Source organism: Mangrovibacterium lignilyticum, assembly GCF_010882175.1.
Taxonomy (GTDB): Bacteria; Bacteroidota; Bacteroidia; order Bacteroidales; family Prolixibacteraceae; genus Mangrovibacterium; species Mangrovibacterium lignilyticum.
This window is the reverse complement of the sequence record NZ_WKLH01000005.1, coordinates 158,236-184,064: the sequence shown is the minus strand read 5'-3', so window position 1 is coordinate 184,064 and position 25,829 is coordinate 158,236. Positions and strand designations below refer to the sequence as shown.

Genomic DNA, 25,829 nt, shown 5'->3' with positions numbered 1-25,829 from the left:
ACCAATGATTTAAAACGCCAAGATGAGACAACAACTATTTTCACTGATAATTTTTCTCACAAGCATGCTGCCTTTGGGCGGCATTGCTCAGTCCAAAGGGTTCTCCATCTCTGATGGCGAATTCCGTCAGGATGACAAAGTGATCCAGATTCACTCTGGAGAAATGCACTACACGCGCATTCCGAAGGAATACTGGCGCCATCGGTTCCAAATGATGAAAGCGATGGGCTTGAACACTGTGGCAACTTGTGTTTTTTGGAACTACCACGAAACAGCTCCCGGTGTTTGGGATTTTAAAACCGGTAACAAAGATTTAGCAGAATACATTAAAACTGCCGGCGAAGAAGGTATGTACGTCATTCTTCGCCCCGGCCCCTACGTTTGCGCCGAGTGGGAATTTGGCGGCTATCCGTGGTGGTTGCAAAATAATCCGGAACTGGAAATTCGCACCAATAATGAGGCGTTTTTGGATTCTTGCCAGAACTACCTGCAACATCTCCATGCCGAGATTGATGGCCTGTTTGCCAGTCAAGGCGGCCCGATTATCATGACTCAGGTTGAAAACGAGTTTGGCTCTTATGTTTCTCAAAGAACGGATATAAAGCCAGAAGACCACCATGCTTACAGAAATGCAATTTACGGTATGCTGAAAGAAATCGGTTTTCAGGAGCCGTTCTTCACCTCCGACGGCACATGGTTGTTTGATGGTGGTGCCATCGATGGCGTTTTGCCTACTGCCAATGGCGAAGGCAATGTGAACAACCTGAAAAAGGCAGTCGATCAATACCACAATAACCAGGGGCCATATATGGTTGCCGAGTTCTACCCCGGTTGGTTAGACCATTGGGCTGAACCTTTTGTGACCATCGGGGCTGAGGACATTGCCAAGCAAACAAAAACCTATCTCGACAACGGGGTGAGCTTTAACTTTTATATGGTTCACGGCGGTACCAACTTCGGATTTACCTCGGGTGCCAACTACAACGAAGAACACGACATTCAACCTGATATTACCAGCTACGACTACGACGCACCAATCTCTGAAGCAGGTTGGGCAACGCCAAAATACATGGCCATTCGCGAAGTAATGCAGGAACACGCAACAACAAAACTTCCGGAAATCCCCAAACAGATCCCGGTCATCGCTTATCCCGCGCAAGACATCACAGCCAAAATGGACGTATTAAGCTGGTTGAAAAAACAAAAACCGGTAGTCGCTGACGAACCACAAACGTTCGAGCAAATTGGTCAGGGATCCGGTTATATGCTTTATCGCAAACGCTTCACACAACCTGTTTCGGGCAACTTAAAGATTGAAGGCCTGCGCGACTATGCCGTTGTTTACGTCAATGGCAAAAAAATCGGCGAACTGAACCGGGTTTTCAACACCTACGAATTACCGGTTACCATTCCGTTTAACGGGATGCTGGAAATTCTGGTCGAAAACATGGGACGAATCAATTATGGCGCCGAAATCGTTCACAATAAAAAAGGCATCATCTCCCCCGTTCTGCTGAACGACTTTGAGATTACCGGTGGCTGGGAAATGTACCGGATGCCAATGGATCAAAGTCCGGAAGTGAAAGCCGGCTCCGTGAAAGATGGTCGTCCGGTGATTTACGAAGCAACATTCAAACTCAATAAAACAGCCGATACATTCCTCGACATGAGTAAATGGGGCAAAGGGATCGTATTTGTAAACGGACACAACATCGGCCGCTACTGGAAAGTTGGCCCACAGCAAACCTTGTATGTTCCCGGCTGCTGGCTGAAAAAAGGGGAGAATAAAATTGTGCTGTTCGAACAGTTGAATGAAAAAGCACTAACGGAAATCACGTTTACCGATCAACCTGTTTTGGAGACTTTGGAGCAGGACTAAAAAAAGAACAAGATGAATAAGATTCTTTCATATACTACAATAATAACTCTGGCGTTTTGGGCAAACACTTGTTTGGCCCAATCGCCCTGGAGTGAATTCGGGCATTTATTTTTGCCGGTCGAAAACTACGTTGCGTACCAGCTTGACGATTCAATTCAGATTGATGGCGTACCCAACGAGGCATCGTGGGCCAAGGCCGAATGGTCGGATGATTTTGTAGACATTGAAGGAAACCGCAAACCCAAGCCACTTTACCGAACAAGACTAAAAATGCTGTGGGATGAGCAAAACCTTTACATTCTGGCCGAGATGGAAGAACCTGATATTTGGGCTTATTACCAACAACGAGACCTGGTTGTTTTCCACGAAAACGATTTCGAACTGTTCGTCGATCCCGATGGCGATGGGCTGAACTATTTCGAGTACGAGGTCAACGCACAAAACACCCTCTTCGATCTGTTTTTACCAAAATCATACCGTTCAAGCGGAAAAGCACTGATTAGCTACAATTCATTGGATTTCGAAAGTGCTGTTTCTATCGACGGAAGCTTGAATGAACCAACCGACACTGACAACAAATGGACTGTTGAGCTAAAAATCCCCTTTGCCGATCTCAGCATGTGGGGCGATGCTTTTCCACCGAAAAACGGCGAACAATGGCGCATCAACTTTTCGCGGGTGAATTGGCAAACTGAAGCCAAGGACGGTCAATACACGAAAAAAATTAACCCGGCTACCGGCAAATCCTTCCCCGAATACAACTGGGTATGGAGTGCACCGGGTATCATTAGCATGCATGCTCCCGAACGTTACGGGCTGCTTCAGTTCTCGACCAATAAAGTAGGCGAAAGACCGGTTGCTTTCAGTGCCCCTGCCGATCAACAATTACGCGATTGCTGCTGGCTGGTTTTCTACAAACAACAAGCCTATCAATCTCAACATAAAAAATACGCCCAAACCCTTGACGAACTGGGAATCCCAGATTCACTTGTTCGCAACGGTCAAACATTTAAGCTCAAATTGTCGGCTACACCATACCAATTTACCATATTGGTAACAGCGCCCGACGGACAAGCTTATGCGGTTAATAATGACGGATACATTCATGCCATTCAAAAATAAAGACGTATGAACAAAAGAGATTTTTTAAAAACAAGTTTATTGGCCGGAGCCGGACTCGTAGCAGCTACGAGTTGTACCACAGCATCCAATGATCAGAAAAACACCAAATCGGGATACAAACACTGGGTTTGGGAAAATCCCAATGTCAAAGACGATGAAAAGTCTCTTCAGGAAAAATACGAAAAATATTATGCAGCAGGCATTCGGGGCATGTTCTTCGAAAACGACAGCGAAAAGCACTTTCGTATTGCCAAGAAAGCCGGGCTGGAAACACACCGCTGGATGTGGACGATGAACCGTGGCGAAAAAAAATTGCGCGAAAATCATCCCGATTGGTTTGCCGTGAGTCGCAGCGGGCAGTCATGTGCTACGAATCCGCCTTATGTCGATTATTATCGCTGGCTGTGTCCCTCGAAACCGGAGACACAAAATTACCTGAGAGAACGGGTGACTGAAATTCTGGATAAAGATTACGTCGACGGGATCCACCTGGACTATGTTCGTTATTGCGACGTGATTTTGCCACTGGATTTGTGGAAAAACTACAACATTGTTCAGCAACAGGAATTACCGGAATACGACTTCTGCTACTGCGAAACCTGTCGTCATAATTTTCAGGCCGAGCATGGGATTGACCCACTGGAATTGCAATATCCGGACGCAAGCCTTTCGTGGAGAAACTACCGTTACGATCGGATCACTAACGTGGTAAACCAACTGGCAGAAATTGCACATCAGCACAACAAAAAGATTACAGCAGCGGTATTCCCTACCCCGGAAGTCGCTCGCCGCAATGTGCGTCAGGACTGGACAAACTGGAACCTCGACGGCGTTTGCCCGATGATTTATCACGGCTTTTACCAGGAACAAGTGAGCTGGATTGGTGATGCCGTTAAAGAAGGCGTTCATTTCCTTTGCGATCGTTTCCCCATCTATTCAGGCCTGTTTTTACCTAACTTCAAAGATATGGCAGAGCTGGAGTCCGGAATCGACTATGCGCTCAATAATGGTGCCGGTGGTGTCTCGCTATTCGGCGATGTCACCGACGAGGTATTGGCCGTTGTTAAGAAATTTTGATTCGATATTAAACTGAAACACAAGATATATCCTATGCATAACTCATTTAAAAATTTGATTTTGGCGGCCTGTTCGATTGCTGTTTTCGCATCATGCGGCACCAAAACACCGGGTAGCTCGGAACAAGAGCAAGTCTCGCTGACAAAATATGTCGATCCTTATATTGGTACAGGCTTTCACGGTCATGTATTTCTTGGAGCAAACGTACCGTTTGGGGCTGTCCAATTGGGACCGGCTAATATTACACAAGGTTGGGACTGGTGTTCCGGCTATCATTACTCCGATTCAACCTTGATTGGTTTTTCGCACACCCACCTGAGTGGTACCGGGATTGGCGATTTGGGAGATATCGTGTTTATGCCGGTAACGGGTGAATACAAGATCGCACTTGGATCGCCCGAAAAACCGGAAGATGGCTACCTGGCCAAGTACAAACATGCTGACGAAACGGTTAAACCCGGTTACTATGCCGTCAATATCGACCGTTACAAGGTGAAAGCTGAGTTGACCGCTACCGAGCGTGTCGGCTACCATCGCTATTCTTTTCAACCAAACGCTGACGCGCATGTGCTGATCAACCTGGAACGCGGTATTGGCTGGGATAAACCGGTTGAAGGCCACCTGGAACAAGTGAATGACAGTGTTCTGATTGGCTATCGTATGTCGGAAGGATGGGCTAAAGATCAACGCATTTATTTTGCGGCCGTATTCTCCCAACCATTAAAAGGCCTGACCTTTTACAGCGACAATCAGGAAGTCATAAAAAATACAACTGAAAAGCTGAACGCTGATTTGGATTTCGGTTCATTGGCTGACGGACAAATCCTGGCTAAAGTGGCTATTTCGCCGGTAAGCACCGATAACGCCATTGAAAACCTGCAAGCGGAAGCGCCGGAATGGAACTTCGACGAGGCCGTTAAAACAGCAGATGCAAAGTGGAATGCAGAGCTGGCTAAAGTGAATGCCAAATCAAGCACCCCTGACGTGCTGACCAAGTTCTACACCGCGCTCTATCACACCATGATTGCCCCATCGGTTTTTCAGGATGTGAACGGCGATTACCGCGGTGCTGACGGTAAAACATACAACGACAAAAGCTTTACAAACTATACCACCTTCTCGCTGTGGGATACTTACCGGGCCAACCACCCGCTGTCGACAATCATCCACCCCGATCGGGTGAATGACTTTGTGAACACCATGTTGCACATTTACGAACAGCAAGGCGAACTGCCTGTCTGGCATCTGGTTGGAAACGAAACCTATTGTATGGTTGGTTATCCTGCCATTCCGGTCGTTGTAGACGCATACCTGAAAGGCTTCAATGGTTTTGATGCCGATAAAGCTTACGAAGCTGTAAAAGGAACGGCAATGGGCGATGGCCGCGGCCTCGACCTGTTGAAGAAATACGGCTATATGCCGGCCAACAGCGATGTTGAAACAGTAGCCAAAGGCTTGGAATACGCCATCGCCGACGGAAGCATTGCGCTTATGTCTGAAAAAATGGGGATGAGCGACGATGCGGAGTATTTCAAAAGTCGCGGTGAAAACTACAAAAACTATTACGATCCTTCAGTTGGTCACATGCGCGGTCGTGTATCGGATACCGAATGGCGGACTCCTTTCGACCCGTTTCGTGCGACACACCGTGCCGACGACTTCTGTGAAGGAAACTCCTGGCAATATACCTGGTTAGCTCCGCAAGATGTTCCCGGCCTGGTTGAAACAATGGGTGGCAAAGACAAGTTCCTGGCGAAACTGGATGAGTTCTTCGTTGCCGAAGGTGATATGGGAGACCATGCCTCGAACGACATTACCGGACTGATTGGTCAGTATGCACACGGCAACGAGCCCAGCCACCACATTGCTTACCTCTACGCCCTGGAAGGTCAACCCGATAAAACAGCCAAACTGGTTCGTAAAATCATGTCTGAATTTTACACCACCAAACCCGATGGCTTAATCGGAAATGAAGATGTTGGTCAAATGTCGGCCTGGTACGTATTGTCAGCCATGGGCTTCTACCAGGTAAACCCTGCCGGTGGTCAGTTTGTGTTTGGCAGCCCCGATTTGGATGAAGCTGTCATCAACCTTCCCGAAGGAAAAACCTTCACCATTAAAGCGCTTAACAACAGCCCTGAAAATATATACATCAAATCGAAAACCTTAAACGGCGAACCTTACACCAAAGCATTCATCGACTATCAGGATATTATGGCCGGAGGAGAATTGGTACTTGAAATGGGATCTGCCAACTAAAAAAAGCATTACAGACTAAAAAAATTAACGCATGTCGACGGAAAAAATAGTAGGAATTGATATCGGAGGAACTAAAATCAGCATTGGGATTTTAGTTGACGGGAAGATTGAGCAATTCGTCAAACTGGACACGCCTGCCGAAGGAACGCAGGAAGAAGTGATGGAGCAAATTGTCAAGGGGATTGAAACACTCCCCGGACATCAGGAAGCGGTAGGAATAGGCATTGGAGCACCCGGACTAATCGATGAAAAAGAAGGCGTTATTTTTTCGGTGACCAACATTCCTTCGTGGAAAGAAGTACACCTGAAAAGCTACCTGGAAAAACACTTCAAAAAGCCGGTATACATTACCAACGATGCCAATTGCTTTGCCATCGGTGTGAAAATGTACGGTGAAGGGAAACCTTACAGCAATGTCGTTTGCCTGGCCCTGGGAACCGGTGTTGGTGCCGGAATTATTATCGACGGGTACCTGTACTCGGGCGAAGTAGCCGGAGCCGGTGAAGTAGGCGGACTCCCCTATCGCGACGCCGACTTTGAAACATACTGCAGCGGTAAATTCTTCAAAATGTTGAACAATACCGATGGTGTAGCAACCTACGAGAAAGCCAAACAAAATGATCCGGAAGCCTTGAAACTGTTTGCCGAACTAGGTGGACATATCGGCAACCTGATCAAGACCAGCATCTTCATGCTGGCACCGCAAGCCGTGATCATTGGTGGTTCTGTCAGCAACTCCTACGAGTTTTGGCAAGACGCCATGTGGGAATCAGTGAAAACATTCCCGTATAAGAAAGTGACCGAACATTTCGTCGTTTTAAAAACCGAACTGGACGACATTGCTGTCGTTGGGGCTGCCGCCCTCTTTAAAAACCGGTTCGAAAAAGATCAGCTCGCCAAACGGGTGACTGTACTCTAATAGTAAAGGCAATAACCTAAGCCATTTATTCCGAAAATGTGATTCGCCGGACTTGTTCCGGCATCACATTTTTACGGGATGATTTCAAGATTCATTTTAAATTCATCTGTAAACATGAGAACAATTCTCCGAATATTTCTTTTCGTCACGGGACTCAGTCTCTTTGCCGGCCAGCTAATGGCGCAAAACGAGAACTTCCGCGACACAAAGCTGGGAGTCGATGAGCGTGTAGCGGCTTTGCTAAAGCAATTGACCCTGGAAGAAAAAATTGAGCTGTTAGGTTTCGACAACCAAGGAGTGGAACGCCTGGGTGTACACCGCTACAACTGGTGGAATGAAGCCCTGCATGGTGTTGCCCGTGCCGGCGAAGCTACTGTGTTTCCGCAGGCGATTGCCATGGCTGCCACCTTCGACGATCAGTTAATCAACCAGGTTGCTGATGCCATTTCAACCGAAGCACGTGCCAAATACAACCTGGCTGTTGCCCGTGGCAACCGCGAACAGTATATGGGATTGACCTTTTGGTCGCCCAATGTCAACATCTTCCGCGATCCTCGCTGGGGACGCGGACAGGAAACCTATGGCGAAGATCCGTACCTGACCTCGCGCATGGGTGTCGCTTTCATCAAAGGTATTCAGGGCGACGATCCCAACTACCTGAAAGCATCGGCCTGTGCCAAACACTTTGCTGCCCACAGCGGTCCCGAGTACAACCGGCACACCTTCAATGCTGTGGTGGATGAAAAAGACTTACACGAAACTTACCTTGTGGCCTTCAAAGCCATGGTCGACGCCGGTGTAGAATCAGTGATGTGTGGCTACAACCGCCTGAATGGTGAACCGGCCTGTTTGAGTCCGTACCTGCTCCAGAAAACACTGAAAGATGAGTGGGGCTTTAAGGGACACGTCGTGACCGACTGCTGGGCACTCGAAGATATCTGGCTGCGCCACAAAGTACGCCCAAATTCGGTTGTCGTGACTGCCGAAGCAATCAAAGAAGGCATTAACCTTGATTGCTCCAACATGCTTCAGGATGATGCCATGAAGGCCATCGAGCAAGGACTAATTACCGAAGCCGACGTTGACAAAGCGCTGGCGCCAAACCTGAAAACACAATTTAAACTGGGTTTCTACGATCCGCAGGAGGATAGCCCTTTCTATAATTTGGGTGCTGCCGAAGTACACTCAACCGGACATGTAGCGCTTTCGCGCGAAGCAGCCGAAGAGAGCATGGTCTTAATCAAGAACGACAATAACCTGCTTCCACTTCACATTGAAGACTATAAGAGCATATTGGTAACTGGTGCAAACTCCGGAAGTCTGGATGCTTTGCTGGCCAACTACCACGGAATATCGTCCGAGCTGGTCACCTTTGCCGAAGGGATCTCTAAAGCTGCCGGTCCTGCCGTAGCTGTTCAGTATGACTTGGGCTGTAACGATACCGACACGGTTCACTTCGGAGGAGTTTGGGCCTCGGGCATGAGCGATGTAACGATTGTTGTCATCGGCCTAACACCGGTTCGCGAAGGTGAAGAAGGCGACGCCTTTTTAGCCGAACACGGCGGCGATAAAAAAGACCTGAACATTCCTCCAGCACACATCGCTTTTCTGAAAAAGCTGCGTGCTTCTCACGACCGCCCAATCATTACGGTGGTTACCGGCGGCAGCGCGGTCGACCTATCGGAAATTCAAGCCAACTCTGATGCGGTGATCTTCTCCTGGTATCCGGGCGAACAAGGCGGAAACGCGTTGGCCGATATCGTCTTTGGGCAGGTAGCTCCTTCAGGTCGCTTGCCAATTACTTTCTACAAATCGTTCGACCAGCTGCCCGACTACGAAAGCTACGACATGCAGGGACGCACTTACCGTTATTTCGACGGCGAAGTACAGTACCCTTTTGCTTACGGCTTAAGTTACGTAACCTTCGACTATACCTGGAAACAAGCGCCGGCTAAAAAGTATAAGACAGGCGATAAAATCAGCCTTTCGGTTACCGTGAAAAATACCGGCGAGATGGATGCCAAAGAGGTTGTTCCGGTATTTATCAGCTACCCCTCTGCGGACCGCATGCCGGTGAAAGAACTGAAACAATTCACCAAAAAGGAAATTACCGCCGGTGGCGAGCAAACCATCAGTTTCGAGATTCCGGTGTGGGATTTGGCCAAATGGGATGAAAGCTGTGGCGACTGGAAAGTCTTCCCCGGCGACTATGAAGTAATGGTTGGTGGCGATGCAAAGACGGCTAAACTGAGCGCTAAATTTCAAATCAAATAAGCTTTTAGTTTACATACTATACATTTCTTTTTATACATACTTATTAGCCAGTTCGATCTTTTATCGGGCTGGCTTTTTTTATCGGAGCTGTTGAAGGTTGTCAGCATCACAGGCGCGCAAAATCAGCCTTACCTATTGACATATAGTAGCTTAAGCGCTTCAAAAACCATCACACATGACTCGTGCACGCACGCAAAAGCGTCAAATTGCACCTTTCTTTTGGATGAAAGCGTGACAGTTTCAGCATATTGCGTCATTCTTTACGTTGAAACCATGACGGCTTCAGCATGCTACGTTGTTCTTTACGCTGAAATCATTACGGTTTCAGTCTAAAGCGTTATGCTTTACGCTGAAGCCACGACGATTTCAGTATGTTGCGTTACGCTTTACGCTGAAGCCATGACGATTTCAGTCTAAATCGTCATGCATTTGAACGCGCGAACGACGCATTCTGACCAGAGGCAGGTGGACTGTTTAACGATAAAGCAGAAACGGACAGCAGTATCCGGGGAACAGTGTAAGTGAGTTCTTTTGTACGCTTCAAGTGCAGTCCCGCCAATTGTATTCGGAATGCCACGGCATACAACCATGTCTATTGCCCCGTAATTGTCCGGAACGTCAGATTAATCCGCGGTGTATGAATAGTCTTGGTGGGAGGTAAACGGTGTAGCCAGTAGGTTTGAGTTTCGTCTTTCATCACCAGCAGGCTGCCGTGCTCCAAAAGTAGCGAGCGGGTTTCTTTGCTTTGTTTGTGCTTAAACGAAAACCTGCGCTCGGCTCCCAAGGTGAAAGACGCAATGGCTCCGTTGGGCTTCAGGTCTTTTTCGCCGTCGCTGTGCCAGGCCATCCCCTCGCTCCCGTCATGATATAAATTCAGCAAGCAAGAGTTGTAGCTCTCCCCGCTTTGCTGCTCGCAAAGCTGCTTTAAAGCCAGCAGATCATCGGTCCATGGCAACGCAAACTTATTGGTGTTGGAGTAGGTGTAGCGAAACGGCTTATCGCCATACCAGGCGACTTTCCGTTTGGTGATGATCTTCTTGCCGAATAAGATTGCCTCATCATTTTTCCAGTCAATGGTTTGTAGCAAGCGTTCGTAAAAGCCGTTAGCATCGGCCGGCGAAAGGACACAACCGTAATATTCCACCGTCCCATCGAAGGGCAGCAGGTTTTCGGACCGGGATGCAGCTGTTCTGAAAAGATTCATGTATTCACTTTCTTTCCTCCCCTAAACAGCCATTCGAACCAAAGGTTGACTGATTTGCCGGCCGCGGGTTTATTGGCACCGAATGGCAGGGACAGGCATAAATACAAAGCGGGAGCATCAGTTGGGCCTGCGAATGAACACAGAAGACTGCTGCCCTATTTCCAAAACGGGTGAAAATGATGCACCGGCCCGTGTCCTTTCCCAATCTCGTATGCCGCCCCTTCAACAATGGCCTTGTTGATGTATTCTTTGGCTGCCCGGACAGCATCATTCAACTCCAGTCCTCTCGCCAAAAAGGATGCGACTGCCGACGAAAAAGTGCAACCCGTTCCGTGGGTGTTCTTCGTGTTCACGCGTTTCGACTTCAGTTCCAACATTTCATCGGTTTCAACATTGTAAAAGATGTCCGTCAGCTCATCTTCCGTTAAATGACCGGCTTTCAACAAGACAGAAACTTTGCCGCCGCAAGTCAGGCTTTTTATCACCTTTCTCAGATCGGCCTGGTAAGCGATTTTCTGCCCCGACAAGATCTCCGCTTCGGGAATATTGGGCGTGATGACGCGTGCCAGGGGTATCAATTCATTTTGAAGGGTGGATATCGCCTCTTTCTGAAGCAAAGGATCACCCGAGGTTGCGACCATAACGGGGTCAAGAACAATATTTCGGATCTGGTAAGGCAACAGGGTTTCCCTAATGCCACGAATCAGTTCCGAAGAGTGTAACATCCCTATTTTAATGGCATCGGCGCCAATATCGTCCAATACCGATTTGATTTGCCCTTTAACAAAGTCAACCGGAATGGGATGAACACCAAAGACGCCGACTGTATTTTCATCGACCACTGCAGTAATGGCTGTTGTGCCAAAACAACCGCAAGCCGACATGGTTTTTAAATCGGCCTGAATACCGGCTCCACCACTTGGATCGCTTCCGGCAATACTTAAAACACGTTTATAATGCATGTCATTCGGATTTAGAGTTGGGGCATAGAGCATCGCGGAAAATAATCAGACCGGCCACTGCTCCTGTTCGTAAGCGCTTTGCCAAAACATCCATTCCATTTTAAAGGACAGTTTGAACGCCCGGGTCATCCTGTTTCGATGCTCCGGTGTACATTTTTCAGCATACTGATCGCAAATAAACAGGGCTTTTGCGACAGCTTTGGCAAACTCATCGCCACCATAGGTATCAATCCACGATTGGTAAGGGTTCTCCTCTTTCGTTTGATTGGCCAGGATATAGTCGCCAACCTCCTTGTACACCCAGAAGCAGGGTAAAACAGAAGCCAGTGCTTCTTCAACAGAGGCACAAGCCAATTGCCGAAACATATGCCCGGTGTAAAGCGTGCAGGTCGGCGAAGGTTCTGCTTTTGCCTTGGAGTCTTTCAGGTAAAACTGATGCAATGCTTGCTCTACCGCAACCGTGTCAGCTGAGAAATGAAGGAAAGCTTCCCGCCATTCCTTTCGTTCCAAACGGCCTGCGATGGCAGCCAGTATTTTCCCGTATTCAGCCAGGTAAAAAGCATCTTGCTGCAAATAGAACAGAAACTTCTCCTTTGGCAGGTTCCCGTTCGTGAGTTCCTGCAAAAAGGGTAAGGTCAAAATTTCGCCATAAACGGACGCACAGTCCGCCCAAGCCTGATCACTCCACTTCATCCTCTATATTTTTTTAATCGTTTGTTTTAACACTTCTGCTGCTTTCATTGGGTTCTCTGCCATTGAGATCGCTGAAACAACCGCAATTCCATTGGCCCCGTGTGCAATAATTTGAGCTGCATTCTCCTGCTTAATTCCGCCAATGGCAACAGTCGGGTGTTTCGACAATGCACAGGCGGCTTTTAAGCCCTCCAGACCAAAAGGCTGAAAGGTATCTGTTTTGGTTGCTGTTGCAAATACCGGCGAAATACCGATGTAATCCACGTCCAGTGCATTGGCCTCTCTCGCCTGTTCCATGGTTTCCACCGAAAGACCGAGAATCTTGTCCTTGCCGAGAATCGACCGGGCTACCTGCCAGGGCAAGTCGCTCTGCCCGACATGTAAACCATCAGCATCAATGGCCAGGGCAATATCCAGTCGATCATTTATAATCAGGGGAATATTTAAGGGTGCCAACAAGCTTTTCAATCGAATACCGAGTTCGTAGAATTCGCGGGAGTCACAATCCTTTTCGCGCAACTGAACCATGGTAACGCCACCTTTCACCGCTTCATCAACAATAAACTCCAACGGGCGACCTAGAGACAAGCTTCGGTCGGTTACCAGGTACAGGCTTAAATCGAATGTTTTCATGATTTGAACGTCTGTTTGATGTCGGCTTCAGAAAGCGTGTACAGCTGGTCCAGGAAATTCAACTGCAAGGTTCCCGGTCCGGTCGATTTTGCCGTAGCCAGTTCACCGGCAATTCCCATCACCGCCATGGCATGGCTTGCTGCCTGAATAGCGTTTGCATTAATCGCGGCAAATGCCCCAAGAACAGCGGTCGCTGTGCATCCCATTCCGGTTACCCGGGCCATCATGGTTGAACCATTTAAGGTTGAAAGCACCAGCTCGCCATCGGTAATAAAATCTTCGGGACCACTGATGACAACCACCGCGCCTGTTTCGGTAGCCAGCCGTTTTGCTGCTTCCACAGCCGAATTGCTCGACGCAGAGCTGTCAACTCCCTTGGTAACCACATTCTCTTTGGCCAAAGCCATAATCTCAGAAGCATTTCCACGAATAACGGTCGGCTTACACTGTTCCAGAATCTGTGCAGCAACTTCGTTTCGATAGGGAGTTGCTCCAACACCAACCGGATCGAAAATAACCGGGATGCCTTTCTTTGTAGCTGCTTTTCCGGCTTTAATCATCCCGTCAACCCACTGCGAATTAAGGGTTCCCATATTAATCACTAAGGCTGAAGCGATGTTCACCATATCCTCAACTTCCTCAACAGCATGCGCCATAACCGGCGATGCACCAATGGCCAGCAAAGCATTGGCGGTGTTGTTCATGACCACAAAATTGGTGATATTTTGTACTAAGGGCGACTTTTCACGAACAGCTGTCAGGTCGGCACAAATAGACTCTACAGAAATCATCATTTCAAATTTTATTATTTTGATTCGTTTGAAAGGATCATCTGCGGACGGCCATCAAAAAAGCCATCTCACAGGAAGTGAAACGGCTTGTATATCATGCTAAAATGATTAATCATACAACCCTCGTTTCCCTACGCTGTAATGATACATTTCAGGTTTGAAGGGTATAATCTCAGTCCGCCATCTGCGGACACCCCCAACGAGATGCAACAAAGTTAACGATAATTCCAAACGGTCAAAATTAGCGCTCAATATCTTTTGCTCAATGAAACATCTCCCGACAAAGAAGCTAAGCGACAAAAGGGACACGTAATTACCGATCCATTAGGGCACGATGACTTTTTTATCCAACAAATCCTTCACGATGATGTGTGAAAAACGAATGGTCTCTTCTTCCATGTCTTTCAAATTCACCGTTTTTGTTTGTCCCGACCATAGCAACTCTTCCGTCTTTACGTCATAAAATTTACAATCAACAAAATAAGTTACATCATCAACGTAGTATCCCGACCGATAAATAGAACCGAAAGAATAAGCATAATAATCGTAGAATGAACCTCCGGAATAGGGTGTCCCGTAATAAGAAGTCCCTCCCCAATGAAAGTCCTTGCTTTCTTCATATCGTTGTTGAACATCCTTTTGTAAAAGTGTAATTATCAGGATGCCATCAAACTTATTATCCGTAATTTTTTGTTCCACTTTACTTTTCAGTTTTGCCTTGGCTTCATCATCTATCTCAACATCACCTAATTTCCCGGCCATCGGAAAGATATCGTAAGTCGCTTTCGCAGTTATTTTCTTTTCTTTAAAAGCATCCTTCATCGAATTTTCCATCAGATAGCGGTTCGAACTGCTCGGAAAAAGAGTCACGACTGCGATGTTGTTGAATTTCTTCGCTTGATTGTCTACATGTTTCCATGAATCAGTCAACTTCGTTGATGAACCACATCCTGCAATGACTATCACACAGGATAAAAAAAGACCTTTCATTAATTTTTTCATGTTATCAGTAAAATAGTTGTTGTTCTCGTTGCATGCAAAACGAATGACACTGGATGAAGATAAATCAGCCATCACATCGACCGACTAATCTTTGATTGCCCGATAGAAAAGATTGAAACTTCGAGCGTTCACCAATCGCTTACCATCCTGCCTGTTCCTTTGTGATCATTATAATCTTTTCTATTTATAAGGTTCAAAAATTAAATCATCATTTCAAAGTCAAATCATATTTAAAATCTAATTTCATACAGCCGGCGAAATCGTTTTGGCAACCGGTCAGCATTCGTGTATTGTTTCACCATCCCAATCCTCTTCTGTCTAAGCGTATCATTTTCTCATTTTGAGTTCATGATCCATTAGACTGGCACCTCTGGTTAGCTAGCCAAACGAAGAACAGAATGTTTAAAGAAAAAGCGGCAAATGCTATTTGAAGCATAAAACAAGAACAATAAAATATAACTAATATTAGAAATATTTTGTAAATTACTACATCGTAATACACTCTAAATCTGTCACTCCAAAACAGTCAAACTAAAACAAGATCTGACTGAATTAGCTCTCGATAGCATTTTTCGAACTTTTGTGTACTATCTAAATTTAATCTAAAAAAAGGGAACACATGAAAATTAAAATTCTTTTAAGTCTTATGAGCGTACTGGTGCTCGGTGCATGTACATCAACTATGAAACACACGTGGAAAAGAGCAGATTACAATGGTAAAAGCTTTAATAGCATCCTGGTAATTGCCATTACGAAGAATTTGGAAGCGCGTACAACTTTTGAAAACACGATTGTTGAAGAACTCAAGAAACAAGGGATCAACGCATCAAACAGTCTCGATGTTTTCCCTCCTATCCTCAATGTCGCTGATTTGAGTGAAGAAGAAATCGCATCGAAGATTATGGAAGGAAATTATGACGCGGTTATCGCCTCTTCTTTAATCAAAGAGGATAGCCGTGATGTGAAGGAAGTTGCCACAGGTGCGTATTACGGACCTGGAATGTACGGCTACGGGGGTTACCGCGGCTATATCAGGTACGGGTATGGCTTTGCCTACACACCGGAGTACTACAGGCAGGAAAAATCGTATATTCTGGAAACAAGGCTCTTTGATGTTGAAGGCGCGAACCCGCAAGATGCCATCGTCTGGACCGGACAGTCTTCGCTGATTGACCCGTCATCTTATTATTCAGGAGCAAAAGAATATGCCAGGAAACTCGTAAAAACATTAGTCGACGATAACGTAATCCAATAATGTCGTTCATTGCAGGCACAGGCGTGCTTTCAAAGGACGAACCATAATGATAAAAGAGCAAATTGAACGAAACTCCAATTTGCTCTTTTATTATTAAGCTAAGAAAAAAGCCTTTAGCTCTCCTCCTTCTCTTTGTAGGAACCAATCGGGATGTTGATCTTCAGAAAAAGGGAACTATTTGTTGTCCCCGATATGTTTTTGTACACATCCGTAAACCCCTGGTAATATTTAAGCCCGACTGTAAATCCCTCACCGTTCATGAGTTTGTAACCGAAGCCACCTACCACACCAGCATCCAGCGTTCTTAGGATATCTTTATTATTATCCCGGATCCGAATATTCTTGCCTTCGATATCCGAGTCAAACTGAATGTATGCATCATACATCAGTGCAAATTGCGGACCTAACTCCAAATAAAAATGGTTCTTGAAATGGTACTTTGCCAGCACCGGAAGCTGAAAGGCTTTAATGACTTGCTTGTAATCTCCCTTCTCAACGTTGATTGTCGCGCCTAATGAATTCAGATCATTTTCAGTTAAATTATCCGAACCGAAATTTGATTTAACCAACATTCCGGTATATAAATTCCACTGGTTTTTAATTCGAATATCGAAGTAATATCCCAAATTATAAGCAACCATACTACTGGAGGTTTCCATTCCCGAAATTTGCGAAAAATTGATGCCACCTTCCAAACCAAATTCCAGACCGTCAGAATTCAACTTATCACCGAACAACATGGAAATAAGTATCTGAGAGTGTGAAGTAAAAGTGACCAAGAATAAGGTCAACCCGACGATAATTTTTTTCATCAAACAGTCGAAATTAAGTGAATAGTCAGCATGACGTTGTTTTCAGACATAGCGCCTTGATAGATGTATTTTCGCACCTATCGTCGGACACCTGTTCGTTGCGGAACTTTTGCTCTTCCTCGGTTTCCTGCAGGAGCAGCTCTGCTATTTTGGAAATTCCGGGTATTCGTATTCCCCCGGCTTCTGTTTTGAAATTGACTGTTCATGTAGTTCCCTTGAGCTGGTCGCTGGGCTGGTCGTGTTGGGCGCTGAACCGCTTTATTATCTGGCCTTTGTACCGACTGAGTCGGACGCTTTATGGATTGAGTTGGACGCTGGTTTAAATTCGTTGGACGCGTTTGGCTGACAGGCCGTTTGTTTTTCTGTTCCCAATTTCCTTTGTTGTCGCGCTGAAAAACATTCCCGCTGCGATCGGTATAAACGTTGTTGGGCCTGGTTGAAGGCCGAATTCGTGAGTTGTTAACCGGACGGGTATTATTCCGGGTATGTGTGACTCCCGTTCTCCTGTTTCGATAGATATTATTCGACTGGTGGCGTCCGTGGTAGTAACCGGAGGCATAACCCCGGTTATAACCATGATGGTAGCCATGGTAATAACCATGACGGTAACCATAGCGATAACCTGAAGGCCCCCAAAAACTAGGATGATAGCCAATCGACAACCACCCAAAACTAATTCCTACGGAAAATCCCCAGCCCGTATACGGGTTGTAATGAACACCAAAACCATAGGTTACCGGCCGCGGATAATAATAGCTTCCGTACCAGGGACGATAGTAAAAACCCGTTCCATAAACAACGACACCTCCATAAACATACGAATTGTAATAGCCGGGTGTGTAACCAACATACACCACATCAGGCGTAGAGTCATAAATATAAACATACTTCACATTGTACACCGGAGAGCTCGGTGGTATCTGATCAACTTCCTCGGGCCTCGAATCCGCGACTTTCCAAGTCCCCTTAGGACTGGAAGCTTCAAACCAAACCCCCTCATCAACACAATAGTAGGTGTCTTCCAATTTGAGAACCGTACTTTCGGTGTTGACGGCACTCGACAATGCAGTACCCTCTATTTTTTCAAATTTGGGTTCTCCATCGTATGTAACTTCAACGGTGGCCGTTTTCCGGTCAACGGTCGCCGTTTGCGGAATATATTGTTCGAACATCGCATCTGTTGCTTCCGGAGTTCCCGGAACACTTACCCGAACCGATGCAATACCGGTTGTATCTGCTGGTATTTGAGCAAATTCTTCCGGTAGATTTTCCGGTTCTACAAAATTCCAATCACCGTCCTTCAACGTTTTGGAACTGTACCAACGTCCGTTCAACAACAAAAAATGCTCCTGCGAATTAATGTCCATAAGGATATCACTTTCGCTGTTTTTGACATACAACAGTGAAGTTTCCTTAATCGGCTCGTACTCCGAGTCACCGCTAGTCACGACCAGTTCTGACGGTTCGGAAACACTAATAATTTTGGGGATTGCTCCACCGTCCTCTGCAACATCTTCCGGTTTCTCCTCATCAACCTTTCCTTTTGACAGCTCAATAACTTCGTTCGGAACCGATTTGGTTTCTGTCCAGTCTTCGGTAATTAATTTCTGCGATGTATACCAATATTCACCTCCCTTCAGGAAATACTTGTTGCCGGTTTTAACAATAAAAAAGGGCGTATTAACAACATATTCCATTTTTGAGTTTTCAACCTTTTTCAAAATTGGCTCTCCGTCGATACTGACCAAAACGGTTGGTTCGCGCCGAAAATAGATTGTTGGCGACTGATTATTTAGCTGATCACTCAATTCATTATTCGCTGCAACCGTCTCAACACTGGCCAAAACCTGATCGATCGATATTTCCATATTCGCAGACTCCAGATTTTCGATAATAATCTCTTTTAATGCCTGGAGTTTAGCCTCGTCTTCAACATCAGGAAATTTGACAATCGGGATTTCCATCTTCTCCATCACTGCCAACCTGGTTTCCATGTCGGTAGATAAAAACACCTTGAACCATAAAGCGCCGAAGATGAGTTCATCGTTTTTGTCTTTTACAGACAGTGCCATCCGACCTTCAAGAATATTGTCGTTTAACGTTTCCAGCTGGGGTTGGTAAAGCGTAATCAAATACTTTTGCTCTTTGATCTCTCGCGGCCAATGAACTTGTTTGTCAATACTCTCTCCATACAAAAACGAACAGAGAACCATAAATAACGCCCATATTGAATATTTCATAACCGATGAATTTTAAGGAAAAAACGCACTAAAATGTACTGAATTGTCAACGCCACCCCTCAACGAAATCGATAAGAATGGTTGGTTTATAAGTTCGTCTGCTTATTTAGGAAAAAGAAAAACAACGCCGGCTCGAACACCAAAATCGGCTTTACCTCCATCGGGAGCTGCCAGGTTTAAGCGTGGTCCAAACAGAAACTGTGTTTTTTGCTTCCCCAAACTGGTTACGGCTGTCAATATCGGATTTAGCCAAACGGTAGTGGTATTTCCTTTCCAGTTTTGAGTAACCTCGAAATTAGCGCCAATCCCGGCCCCTGATTTCCAGTTGTAGGTAAAAAAGGGCTGAAAAAACATGGAACTCAGATCACTGCGGTCCTTGTCACCGGCAATGCTCCAAACCTGATTGACCAATGCTCCAAATGTCATTCCATTTGCCTGGTACAAGGCAACAGCAGTCGGCCCGATACCGAGTTTTTTTGCTGTCAGGTAATCATTGGTTCCCGTTGGCACCAAAAGCACAGGTCCCACCCCCCACGTTAAACCATTTTTGGCTTCAGCAGGACTAAAAAAAGCACTCACAACGGCATCGCCCAATCCAGATTCATGCTTTCCGCTTCCGGTGACATTATACTGGGAAATAACAGGCTGAACCCACCTCACAATGAGATTTATATCTTCGGTTAGAGAGAGTGGCACGACCGGTTGAATGTTAAGCGTGTTACGCGAACCACCATTGGCACCGATTCCCAAATCAGTGTTATTCTGAAGCGGCACACTTATTAAACTAGCTATCGGATTCGATAACTTTTTAGCTAATTCGGCGGCATCAGACTGATTTGTTTCCTGAGCCAAAAGCAAGTGACTACATCCTAAGCCACCAATTAAGAGCATAATAAAAACAGTTCTCTTCATAACATATTTTTTAAATTCAGAGTTGTGTGCAATATTTAGAAATATCCCCCGCACGTTATCCCATTCTCATGTATTCAAACTAATCTGCATAAATCTTTCCCCAGTCTTTTTCCATATCGACAATCAACCAGTTGTATTGGGCTGCATCATCCAACCCTTTATTTAAGCCGCCAATTGACGACTCGCGATCATAGGCAAATTCCCGAACCGAATCGGTATGATGCACAAACATCCCAAAACGAGGACCATCTCCGGTACATGTCCATTGCAACATGGCATAGTCTCCATCGGAGTTCCCAGCTGCAAATACCGGTCGTTTCCCGATGTATTGATGGATACCAACCGGTTTCCCTTCCTTATCATCAATGAAACTGAGTTCCGGGAGTTTGATCAGTACCGGTTTTCCATCAATCACTTCGTATTTTACCTTACCGGAGCTTCCGACTACCTGATCCGAAGGAATTCCGTAGGTTTCCTCAGCCCAGGCACGTATAAAGTCAATTCCACCACCTGATACGATAAAGGTTTTGTATTGATTACTTCTTAAATAATTAAGTAATTCAATCATCGGCAGAAAGACCATGTCTTTGTAAAGCTTGCCTGTTTGAGGATGTTTGGCTGTACTAATCCAGCCCTTTACAAGGGCAGAAAACTCGTCAGTGGTCATCCCGGCATGAGTAGCCATTACAATTTCGACAATTGCATGCTCGCCACCAGTCAGCGCTGTTGATAAATCCCCGGCCAATATTGCTTTAAAGGGCTGTTCAGTTTGCCATTCCGGATGTTCCGGAGCCATTTTCTTAATCTGATCAATCGCAAACGCAAATTGAAAGTAAAGCGGCTGCTCGCTCCATAAAGTACCATCGTTATCAAAAACGGCAATTCGATCGGTAACCGGGATAAAGTCCGGACTTGTTTCCGTGGTTGTCTTCGTGACAAAATCGACAATTGCCTGCTTGACATCGCCCTGGTTCCACGAAGGGAGTGGATCAAGATTCGTTAAGGCATCGCCATTATTTTTCTTATCCCCCTGACTACAGGCCGATAAAATAAGAACACCGATCACGGTGCACAGAATTCGTAAAGATTTTAGTTGTTTCACCTTTCTCGCTTTAGGGTTATTCGACATTATCAACTTAGAATCGCTCCCGCCCATCCTCAGAAAACAAAAGAATCGGAGGCTTTGTATATGCTCTCTTTTTTGTTGAACGTAAGCAACCCTATCAAATTACAACATATTCTGAAAATATTATGTCTAAAAATGAACAAATTTAAAGGACGCCGGAGAAACAAGAATTCTGATTCAACAAACAATGAAAACAACCATCAGTTACCCCCGGGAAAATCCCAACAGCTGATACGGCACATAAAACGAAACCCAATATTTCTGTTTCTTATCATCAACGACAAGACGCTTATCGACTGAAAACCATTCGCCTGAGCATTTAGAGAAAGAATATTGATTTTAATATAATCCCAACACAGCAAAAAAATAGCTTTATATTGATCCTGGTTATGCGGTCGATTCTTAAAAATGTCTTATATTTTGTTTCCAAAAACCAAGGCAATCCCATTAACACACTATTTTTCACAAACCAATAAATACCAGTCAATTAAGCAAAATTTAAAATTGACCTAATTGCACTTGATAAAATTAAACCCATGTCAAATTCGGAAATTGAAAAAAAAGCAATTACGAAATTCCTGATTCACCTCCATCCAGTGAACGTAAATGCTCAAGCTATCAAATACACACGAACGTTCGGTCTTGGAGGTATCGCAGCCTTACTGTTTGTGATCCTTTTTCTAACAGGAATTCTTTTACGTTTCGCTTATGTACCCTCCGAAATCGGAGCTTACGCTTCCATCACTTATTTACAACAAGAAGTACTCTTTGGCCAACTCCTCCGCAATACACACTTTTGGAGTGGCATGTTGCTGGTGATTGTGTCTTTCCTCCACCTCATTCGCGTAATCTATAGTCAATCTATTTACTACGAACGACGCAAAAACTGGCTATACGGACTACTACTGATGTTTTTGGTCATTTTGTCGAACTTTACCGGGTACCTGCTTCCGTGGGACCAACTCGCCTACTGGGCGGTTACCATCATGACAAATATGATGAGCTACGTTCCTCTGATCGGAGAAAAACTAGCAACAATCGTCAGAGGCGGTGCTGAATTAAACGAAGGAACATTACTCCGCTTTTACAATTTACATACAGGACTGTTGCCGCTCATCATGGTGTTCGTCATGAGTATCCACGTCTGGTTGGTTCGGAAATCAAAAGGTGTTACCGTTGCCGATTCATCAAAAAAAGAAATGGTACCAACAAATCCGCAGTTAGTGTACAAAGAAATCGTGGTGGCTCTTGCATTGATTTTGCTTTTAACCTTCTTCTCCATTTTTGTAGATGCGCCATTGCAAAGCCAGGCGAACCCGTTGGTTAGTCCAAATCCCAGTAAATCACCCTGGTATTTTATGGGATTCCAGGAACTGCTGCTTCACCTCCACCCCATTTTCAGCATTTTCATTGTTCCGCTTTTAGTGACAGCCTTTCTCATTTATATTCCCTATATGAAAGATGTTCATGTGAATGTGGGTGTTTGGTTTCATTCTGAAAATGGTAAGAAAATCACCATCTGGTCAGTCGTTTATGCCGCAGTTTTTACGTTTTTGCTGATTGTTGCTTCCGAATACCTGCTTAAGTTTCAACTTTGGATGCCCGATCTTTCCTTACTGATCACGACCGGGTTATTGCCACTGGTGCTTTACCTGGTTCCCTCGGCGCTCTTTCTTTACGTGATGAAACAAAAGTTAAACGCTGACAAAACAGAATTGATAATGAGTATTGTAACCATTCTATTAACCGGTTACATCGTGATGACAGTGGTCGGAAGTTTAATGCGGGGCCAAAACATGAACCTGTTTGCTTAACACACCGAATATGAACTTAATAAAAAAGATAACACGACGCAGTTTCATAAAAAGAAGCATTCTGACGATTCTTTCACTGGAGTTAGTTTATGTTTTTTTCAATTTATTAAAGAAAAGCAATGACCGGCTAAAACCGGATAATTTATTTGAAGCCGGCAAATTAGACCTGTTCGAGAAAAACAGGGTCTACCCTTTTAGCTCCAGGAGGTTTTATCTATCACGGCTTGAGGACGGTGGATTTTTGGCTATTTCAACCAAGTGCACCCATTTAGGTTGCACGGTACAGTTCAGCAATAACGAAGGGAAATTCAAATGTCCGTGCCATGCTTCAGCTTTTAATAAATACGGAGAAGTGCTGGCTGCTCCTGCAACCCGGGCACTCGATATTTATCCGATTACCATTCAAAATGATACGATTTTGGTGGACACCGAAAAGCCGGTCAAACGAACGAAATATGAAAGTTCACAAATAACTTATGCCTAGATGATTAATACCCGAAGATACAATCGCATAATAGCAGTACTGTCTGGTGCACTATTATTATTTTTTCCCATATACCTGCTGATTAAGACCTATGTTGTTCCGGTGCAACCGGAGGTCAACCAAGCCCCGCAGTTTGTCGGGCGCGAAACCTGCGTTGAATGTCACTTGCAAGAGTACAACGATTGGTTGGGATCGCATCACGACCGGGCGATGGATCCGGCCAATGATTCAACAGTGCTGGGAGACTTCAATAATGTTACTATCCAAGGCAATGGCATGACACACCGGGCTTTCAAAAAAGACGGCAAGTTTATGATTCATACCGACGGTGCTGATGGCACCATGCAGGATTTTGAAATTAAATATGTCTTTGGATTTACGCCGCTGCAGCAATATTTAGTTGAGTTTGATGGCGGTCGACTTCAAACCTTGCCTTTAACCTGGAACTCGGTCGACAGCGTTTGGTATCACATGGTTGATTCGATTTATAAAGATCAGCCAATCGATCACAACAATTGGCTACACTGGACTAACCAGGCACAAAACTGGAACAGCATGTGTGCCGATTGCCATTCCACCAATTTGCAAAAAAACTACGATGTTGCCACAGACACCTATCATACCACCTGGTCGGAAATTGATGTCAGTTGTGAGGCTTGCCACGGACCGGCATCCAACCACTTAAAATGGGCCGCTCTTCCTGAATATGCCCGCGATGGTTATGAGAACACCGGGTTACCCGTGAAAACAAGCGGAATTAACAATGAGCAGTATGTCGATAATTGTGCACGCTGCCACTCACGTCGCAGTGCTCTTGGCGATCTGGATTATTCGAGCATGAACATCTACGATCATATGATCCCGAGCCTGCCTGATGTTCCCACCTGGCATATCGATGGTCAAATACTGGAGGAGGACTACGTTTATGCATCCTTCACACAAAGCAAAATGTACTCGAAAAAGCGTGAGGTAAAATGTAATGACTGCCACAACGTCCACAGCGGGAAACTGCTGTTCGGTACCGATTACAACAAACTGTGCTTACAATGTCATGTTGGCGAGATATACGATAGTCCGAAACATCATTTTCACAAGGAAGCCGGGATGGCCGGAGAAGCAGTCATTTCTCAAGTTGGTATAAAGTACGAAGTTGGCTCCGGAACTTTGTGCATCAATTGCCACATGCACGGGCAATATTACATGGGCGTTGATTATCGGCGCGATCATAGTTTCCGAATTCCCCGCCCTGATTTATCGATTAAGTATGGCGTGCCGAATGCCTGTAACCAGTGCCATGCCAACAAAAGCAACGAGTGGTCCGAAAGCTATATTAATCAGTGCTATGGTAAAAGCCGGGCTTTCCAGTTTTCAGAAGCATTTGATGATGCCAGAAACGGGAAACCCGAAGCTTCAACGGAGTTGATGAGCATGATTGATGATGAACTGTATACCCGGAATATTCGCAGTTTGTCAATCCAATACCTGGGAGCTTATTTCCAGGATTCTCTGAAAACAGAAGTCGAAGACTACTTAGGGAACCTGTATCCCGATATTCGCTTAGCTTCTCTGAGAGCCATTCAGCTTACGGATCAAAAAGAGCTGGATCTGATCTACCCGATGCTGTATGATGATACCAAAGCAATTCGGACCGAAGCGGCCAACACCCTGCTTAGTGCCGGAGTTGAGATTCCCTCGAAACATCAAAAAGCATACGATAAAGCGATTTCAGAGTACAAACAAACGCTTTTGTACAATGCTGATTTTCCAACAGGGAAATATAGTTTAGGCAATTATTATTACTATACAAATGATCTGGCCAAGGCCGAACAATTTTACAGAAAGGCACTTGAACAAGATCAAGAACTGCATTTTATCAACCTGAACCTGGCATTTGTTTACAGTAAACTTGGGAAAAACGAATTATCGGAATCCACGTTCCGCGAGTATTTCAAATACAACGATTCTGATGCCGCAGCCCTATATTCATTTGGATTGTTACTCTCCGAGATGAAAAAGTACGATGAATCCTTACAATACCTGTTGAAATCCTACAAGCTCTCGCCCAACCGTCCTCGAGTAGCGCATAACATCGCGATGATGTACGATTTCATGGGTAACAAAACTGAAGCGGAAAAATATTTAACGAAAGAGATTGATTTGGTCAATAATTACAATAGCTCCAGCGAATTATTACGCTTCTATTTAAGCAACCGAATGGTGATGAAAGCACGTAATCTAGCTCAGCAAATGAAGAAAGACTATCCTGATGTGGCAGAACTGGATCAGGTTTTGGAGTCGTTGAATTAAAGTTGAAACACAACAAATAAGCTCCAGACAACCAAGAGCTGTCTGGAGCTTATTTCCTCTAATC

The 25,829-nt window shown here is 45.3% G+C and carries 20 protein-coding genes and 1 riboswitch; of the genes, 10 read left to right on the top strand and 10 right to left on the bottom strand.

Annotated elements, in window-relative coordinates:
* Positions 1-22: 22 nt before the first annotated feature.
* The 6 genes from GJV22_RS19650 (at position 23) to GJV22_RS19625 (ending at position 9,530) form a co-directional block, all read left to right on the top strand.
* Entirely contained in the window at positions 23-1,879 is a 1,857-nt protein-coding gene (locus tag GJV22_RS19650; protein WP_163717823.1) for a glycoside hydrolase family 35 protein, read from the top strand.
* 12 nt (positions 1,880-1,891) lie between these two features.
* Entirely contained in the window at positions 1,892-3,001 is a 1,110-nt protein-coding gene (locus GJV22_RS19645) for a carbohydrate-binding family 9-like protein (protein WP_163717821.1), read from the top strand.
* Positions 3,002-3,007: 6 nt separating this feature from the next.
* Positions 3,008-4,078, top strand: a complete 1,071-nt coding sequence (locus GJV22_RS19640) for a family 10 glycosylhydrolase (protein WP_163717819.1) — start codon at positions 3,008-3,010, stop codon at positions 4,076-4,078.
* Between the two features lie 33 nt (positions 4,079-4,111).
* The gene (locus GJV22_RS19635; protein WP_163717816.1) at positions 4,112-6,337 is read left to right on the top strand and encodes a GH92 family glycosyl hydrolase; all 2,226 of its coding nucleotides are present in this window, start codon (positions 4,112-4,114) and stop codon (positions 6,335-6,337) included.
* A 31-nt stretch (positions 6,338-6,368) separates the two neighbouring features.
* Positions 6,369-7,256, top strand: coding sequence for an ROK family protein (locus GJV22_RS19630; RefSeq protein WP_163717814.1), 888 nt, complete (start codon positions 6,369-6,371; stop codon positions 7,254-7,256).
* Positions 7,257-7,370: 114 nt separating this feature from the next.
* Complete coding sequence (locus tag GJV22_RS19625; protein ID WP_163717812.1) at positions 7,371-9,530, top strand: glycoside hydrolase family 3 N-terminal domain-containing protein; 2,160 nt, start codon at positions 7,371-7,373, stop codon at positions 9,528-9,530.
* Between the two features lie 592 nt (positions 9,531-10,122).
* Here the strand turns inward: GJV22_RS19625 and GJV22_RS19620 are convergent.
* The 6 genes from GJV22_RS19620 to GJV22_RS19595 all read right to left on the bottom strand — a co-directional run bounded on the left by GJV22_RS19620 (position 10,123) and on the right by GJV22_RS19595 (position 14,887).
* The gene (locus GJV22_RS19620; RefSeq protein WP_163717810.1) at positions 10,123-10,734 is read right to left on the bottom strand and encodes an alpha-ketoglutarate-dependent dioxygenase AlkB family protein; all 612 of its coding nucleotides are present in this window, start codon (positions 10,732-10,734) and stop codon (positions 10,123-10,125) included.
* Between the two features lie 155 nt (positions 10,735-10,889).
* Positions 10,890-11,696: a bifunctional hydroxymethylpyrimidine kinase/phosphomethylpyrimidine kinase gene (thiD, locus tag GJV22_RS19615; RefSeq protein WP_163717808.1), complete on the bottom strand. Its 807-nt coding sequence runs from the start codon at positions 11,694-11,696 to the stop codon at positions 10,890-10,892.
* 45 nt (positions 11,697-11,741) lie between these two features.
* Entirely contained in the window at positions 11,742-12,389 is a 648-nt protein-coding gene (locus tag GJV22_RS19610) for a TenA family protein (protein ID WP_163717806.1), read from the bottom strand.
* Positions 12,390-12,392: 3 nt separating this feature from the next.
* Complete coding sequence (thiE, locus tag GJV22_RS19605; protein ID WP_163717804.1) at positions 12,393-13,022, bottom strand: thiamine phosphate synthase; 630 nt, start codon at positions 13,020-13,022, stop codon at positions 12,393-12,395.
* Positions 13,019-13,816 carry a hydroxyethylthiazole kinase gene (gene thiM / locus GJV22_RS19600; protein ID WP_238480364.1) on the bottom strand — a complete coding sequence of 266 codons (798 nt, stop codon included), beginning with the start codon at positions 13,814-13,816 and terminating at the stop codon, positions 13,019-13,021. Before thiM ends, thiE begins: the two co-directional genes overlap by 4 nt.
* 108 nt (positions 13,817-13,924) lie before the next feature.
* Positions 13,925-14,021, bottom strand: a riboswitch (TPP riboswitch).
* A 116-nt stretch (positions 14,022-14,137) separates the two neighbouring features.
* Positions 14,138-14,887: a hypothetical protein gene (locus tag GJV22_RS19595; RefSeq protein WP_163717802.1), complete on the bottom strand. Its 750-nt coding sequence runs from the start codon at positions 14,885-14,887 to the stop codon at positions 14,138-14,140.
* A gap of 547 nt (positions 14,888-15,434) precedes the next feature.
* On the opposite strand from GJV22_RS19595, the gene GJV22_RS19590 reads away from it, so the two are divergent.
* Positions 15,435-16,070 carry a hypothetical protein gene (locus GJV22_RS19590; RefSeq protein ID WP_163717800.1) on the top strand — a complete coding sequence of 212 codons (636 nt, stop codon included), beginning with the start codon at positions 15,435-15,437 and terminating at the stop codon, positions 16,068-16,070.
* Between the two features lie 113 nt (positions 16,071-16,183).
* Here the strand turns inward: GJV22_RS19590 and GJV22_RS19585 are convergent, their stop codons facing one another.
* From GJV22_RS19585 to GJV22_RS19570, 4 genes are all read right to left on the bottom strand, one after another.
* Positions 16,184-16,882, bottom strand: a complete 699-nt coding sequence (locus GJV22_RS19585) for a porin family protein (protein WP_163717798.1) — start codon at positions 16,880-16,882, stop codon at positions 16,184-16,186.
* Positions 16,883-16,959: 77 nt separating this feature from the next.
* Positions 16,960-19,122 (bottom strand): DUF3300 domain-containing protein, encoded by a 2,163-nt coding sequence (locus GJV22_RS19580; protein WP_163717796.1) that lies wholly within the window; start codon positions 19,120-19,122, stop codon positions 16,960-16,962.
* 102 nt (positions 19,123-19,224) lie between these two features.
* Positions 19,225-20,034 (bottom strand): transporter family protein, encoded by an 810-nt coding sequence (locus GJV22_RS19575; RefSeq protein WP_205461970.1) that lies wholly within the window; start codon positions 20,032-20,034, stop codon positions 19,225-19,227.
* 79 nt (positions 20,035-20,113) lie between these two features.
* Entirely contained in the window at positions 20,114-21,136 is a 1,023-nt protein-coding gene (locus GJV22_RS19570) for an HAD family hydrolase (protein ID WP_205461969.1), read from the bottom strand.
* A gap of 560 nt (positions 21,137-21,696) precedes the next feature.
* On the opposite strand from GJV22_RS19570, the gene GJV22_RS19565 reads away from it, so the two are divergent.
* Genes GJV22_RS19565 through GJV22_RS19555 form a run of 3 tightly spaced genes read left to right on the top strand, consistent with a single transcriptional unit; the run spans position 21,697 to position 25,765 of the window.
* Entirely contained in the window at positions 21,697-22,974 is a 1,278-nt protein-coding gene (locus GJV22_RS19565) for a cytochrome b N-terminal domain-containing protein (RefSeq protein WP_163717793.1), read from the top strand.
* Positions 22,975-22,984: 10 nt separating this feature from the next.
* On the top strand, positions 22,985-23,458 hold the full coding sequence (locus tag GJV22_RS19560) for a QcrA and Rieske domain-containing protein (RefSeq protein WP_163717791.1): 474 nt from the start codon (positions 22,985-22,987) through the stop codon (positions 23,456-23,458).
* A complete protein-coding gene (locus GJV22_RS19555) occupies positions 23,459-25,765 on the top strand; it encodes a cytochrome c3 family protein (protein ID WP_163717789.1) in 2,307 nt (768 codons plus the stop codon).
* Positions 25,766-25,829: the final 64 nt, after the last annotated feature.

What these genes read in the sequence shown, in the direction of transcription:
- GJV22_RS19565 (WP_163717793.1), top strand. Translation starts at nt 21,697, where the DNA reads ATGTCAAATTCGGAAATTGAAAAAAAAGCAATTACGAAATTCCTGATT.
- GJV22_RS19580 (WP_163717796.1), bottom strand. Translation starts at nt 19,122, where the DNA reads ATGAAATATTCAATATGGGCGTTATTTATGGTTCTCTGTTCGTTTTTG.
- GJV22_RS19635 (WP_163717816.1), top strand. Translation starts at nt 4,112, where the DNA reads ATGCATAACTCATTTAAAAATTTGATTTTGGCGGCCTGTTCGATTGCT.
- GJV22_RS19595 (WP_163717802.1), bottom strand. Translation starts at nt 14,887, where the DNA reads ATGGCTGATTTATCTTCATCCAGTGTCATTCGTTTTGCATGCAACGAG.
- GJV22_RS19575 (WP_205461970.1), bottom strand. Translation starts at nt 20,034, where the DNA reads ATGAAGAGAACTGTTTTTATTATGCTCTTAATTGGTGGCTTAGGATGT.
- GJV22_RS19590 (WP_163717800.1), top strand. Translation starts at nt 15,435, where the DNA reads ATGAAAATTAAAATTCTTTTAAGTCTTATGAGCGTACTGGTGCTCGGT.
- GJV22_RS19650 (WP_163717823.1), top strand. Translation starts at nt 23, where the DNA reads ATGAGACAACAACTATTTTCACTGATAATTTTTCTCACAAGCATGCTG.
- GJV22_RS19645 (WP_163717821.1), top strand. Translation starts at nt 1,892, where the DNA reads ATGAATAAGATTCTTTCATATACTACAATAATAACTCTGGCGTTTTGG.
- GJV22_RS19610 (WP_163717806.1), bottom strand. Translation starts at nt 12,389, where the DNA reads ATGAAGTGGAGTGATCAGGCTTGGGCGGACTGTGCGTCCGTTTATGGC.
- GJV22_RS19585 (WP_163717798.1), bottom strand. Translation starts at nt 16,882, where the DNA reads ATGAAAAAAATTATCGTCGGGTTGACCTTATTCTTGGTCACTTTTACT.
- GJV22_RS19625 (WP_163717812.1), top strand. Translation starts at nt 7,371, where the DNA reads ATGAGAACAATTCTCCGAATATTTCTTTTCGTCACGGGACTCAGTCTC.
- GJV22_RS19630 (WP_163717814.1), top strand. Translation starts at nt 6,369, where the DNA reads ATGTCGACGGAAAAAATAGTAGGAATTGATATCGGAGGAACTAAAATC.
- GJV22_RS19555 (WP_163717789.1), top strand. Translation starts at nt 23,459, where the DNA reads ATGATTAATACCCGAAGATACAATCGCATAATAGCAGTACTGTCTGGT.
- GJV22_RS19560 (WP_163717791.1), top strand. Translation starts at nt 22,985, where the DNA reads ATGAACTTAATAAAAAAGATAACACGACGCAGTTTCATAAAAAGAAGC.
- thiE (WP_163717804.1), bottom strand. Translation starts at nt 13,022, where the DNA reads ATGAAAACATTCGATTTAAGCCTGTACCTGGTAACCGACCGAAGCTTG.
- thiM (WP_238480364.1), bottom strand. Translation starts at nt 13,816, where the DNA reads ATGATGATTTCTGTAGAGTCTATTTGTGCCGACCTGACAGCTGTTCGT.
- GJV22_RS19620 (WP_163717810.1), bottom strand. Translation starts at nt 10,734, where the DNA reads ATGAATCTTTTCAGAACAGCTGCATCCCGGTCCGAAAACCTGCTGCCC.
- thiD (WP_163717808.1), bottom strand. Translation starts at nt 11,696, where the DNA reads ATGCATTATAAACGTGTTTTAAGTATTGCCGGAAGCGATCCAAGTGGT.
- GJV22_RS19640 (WP_163717819.1), top strand. Translation starts at nt 3,008, where the DNA reads ATGAACAAAAGAGATTTTTTAAAAACAAGTTTATTGGCCGGAGCCGGA.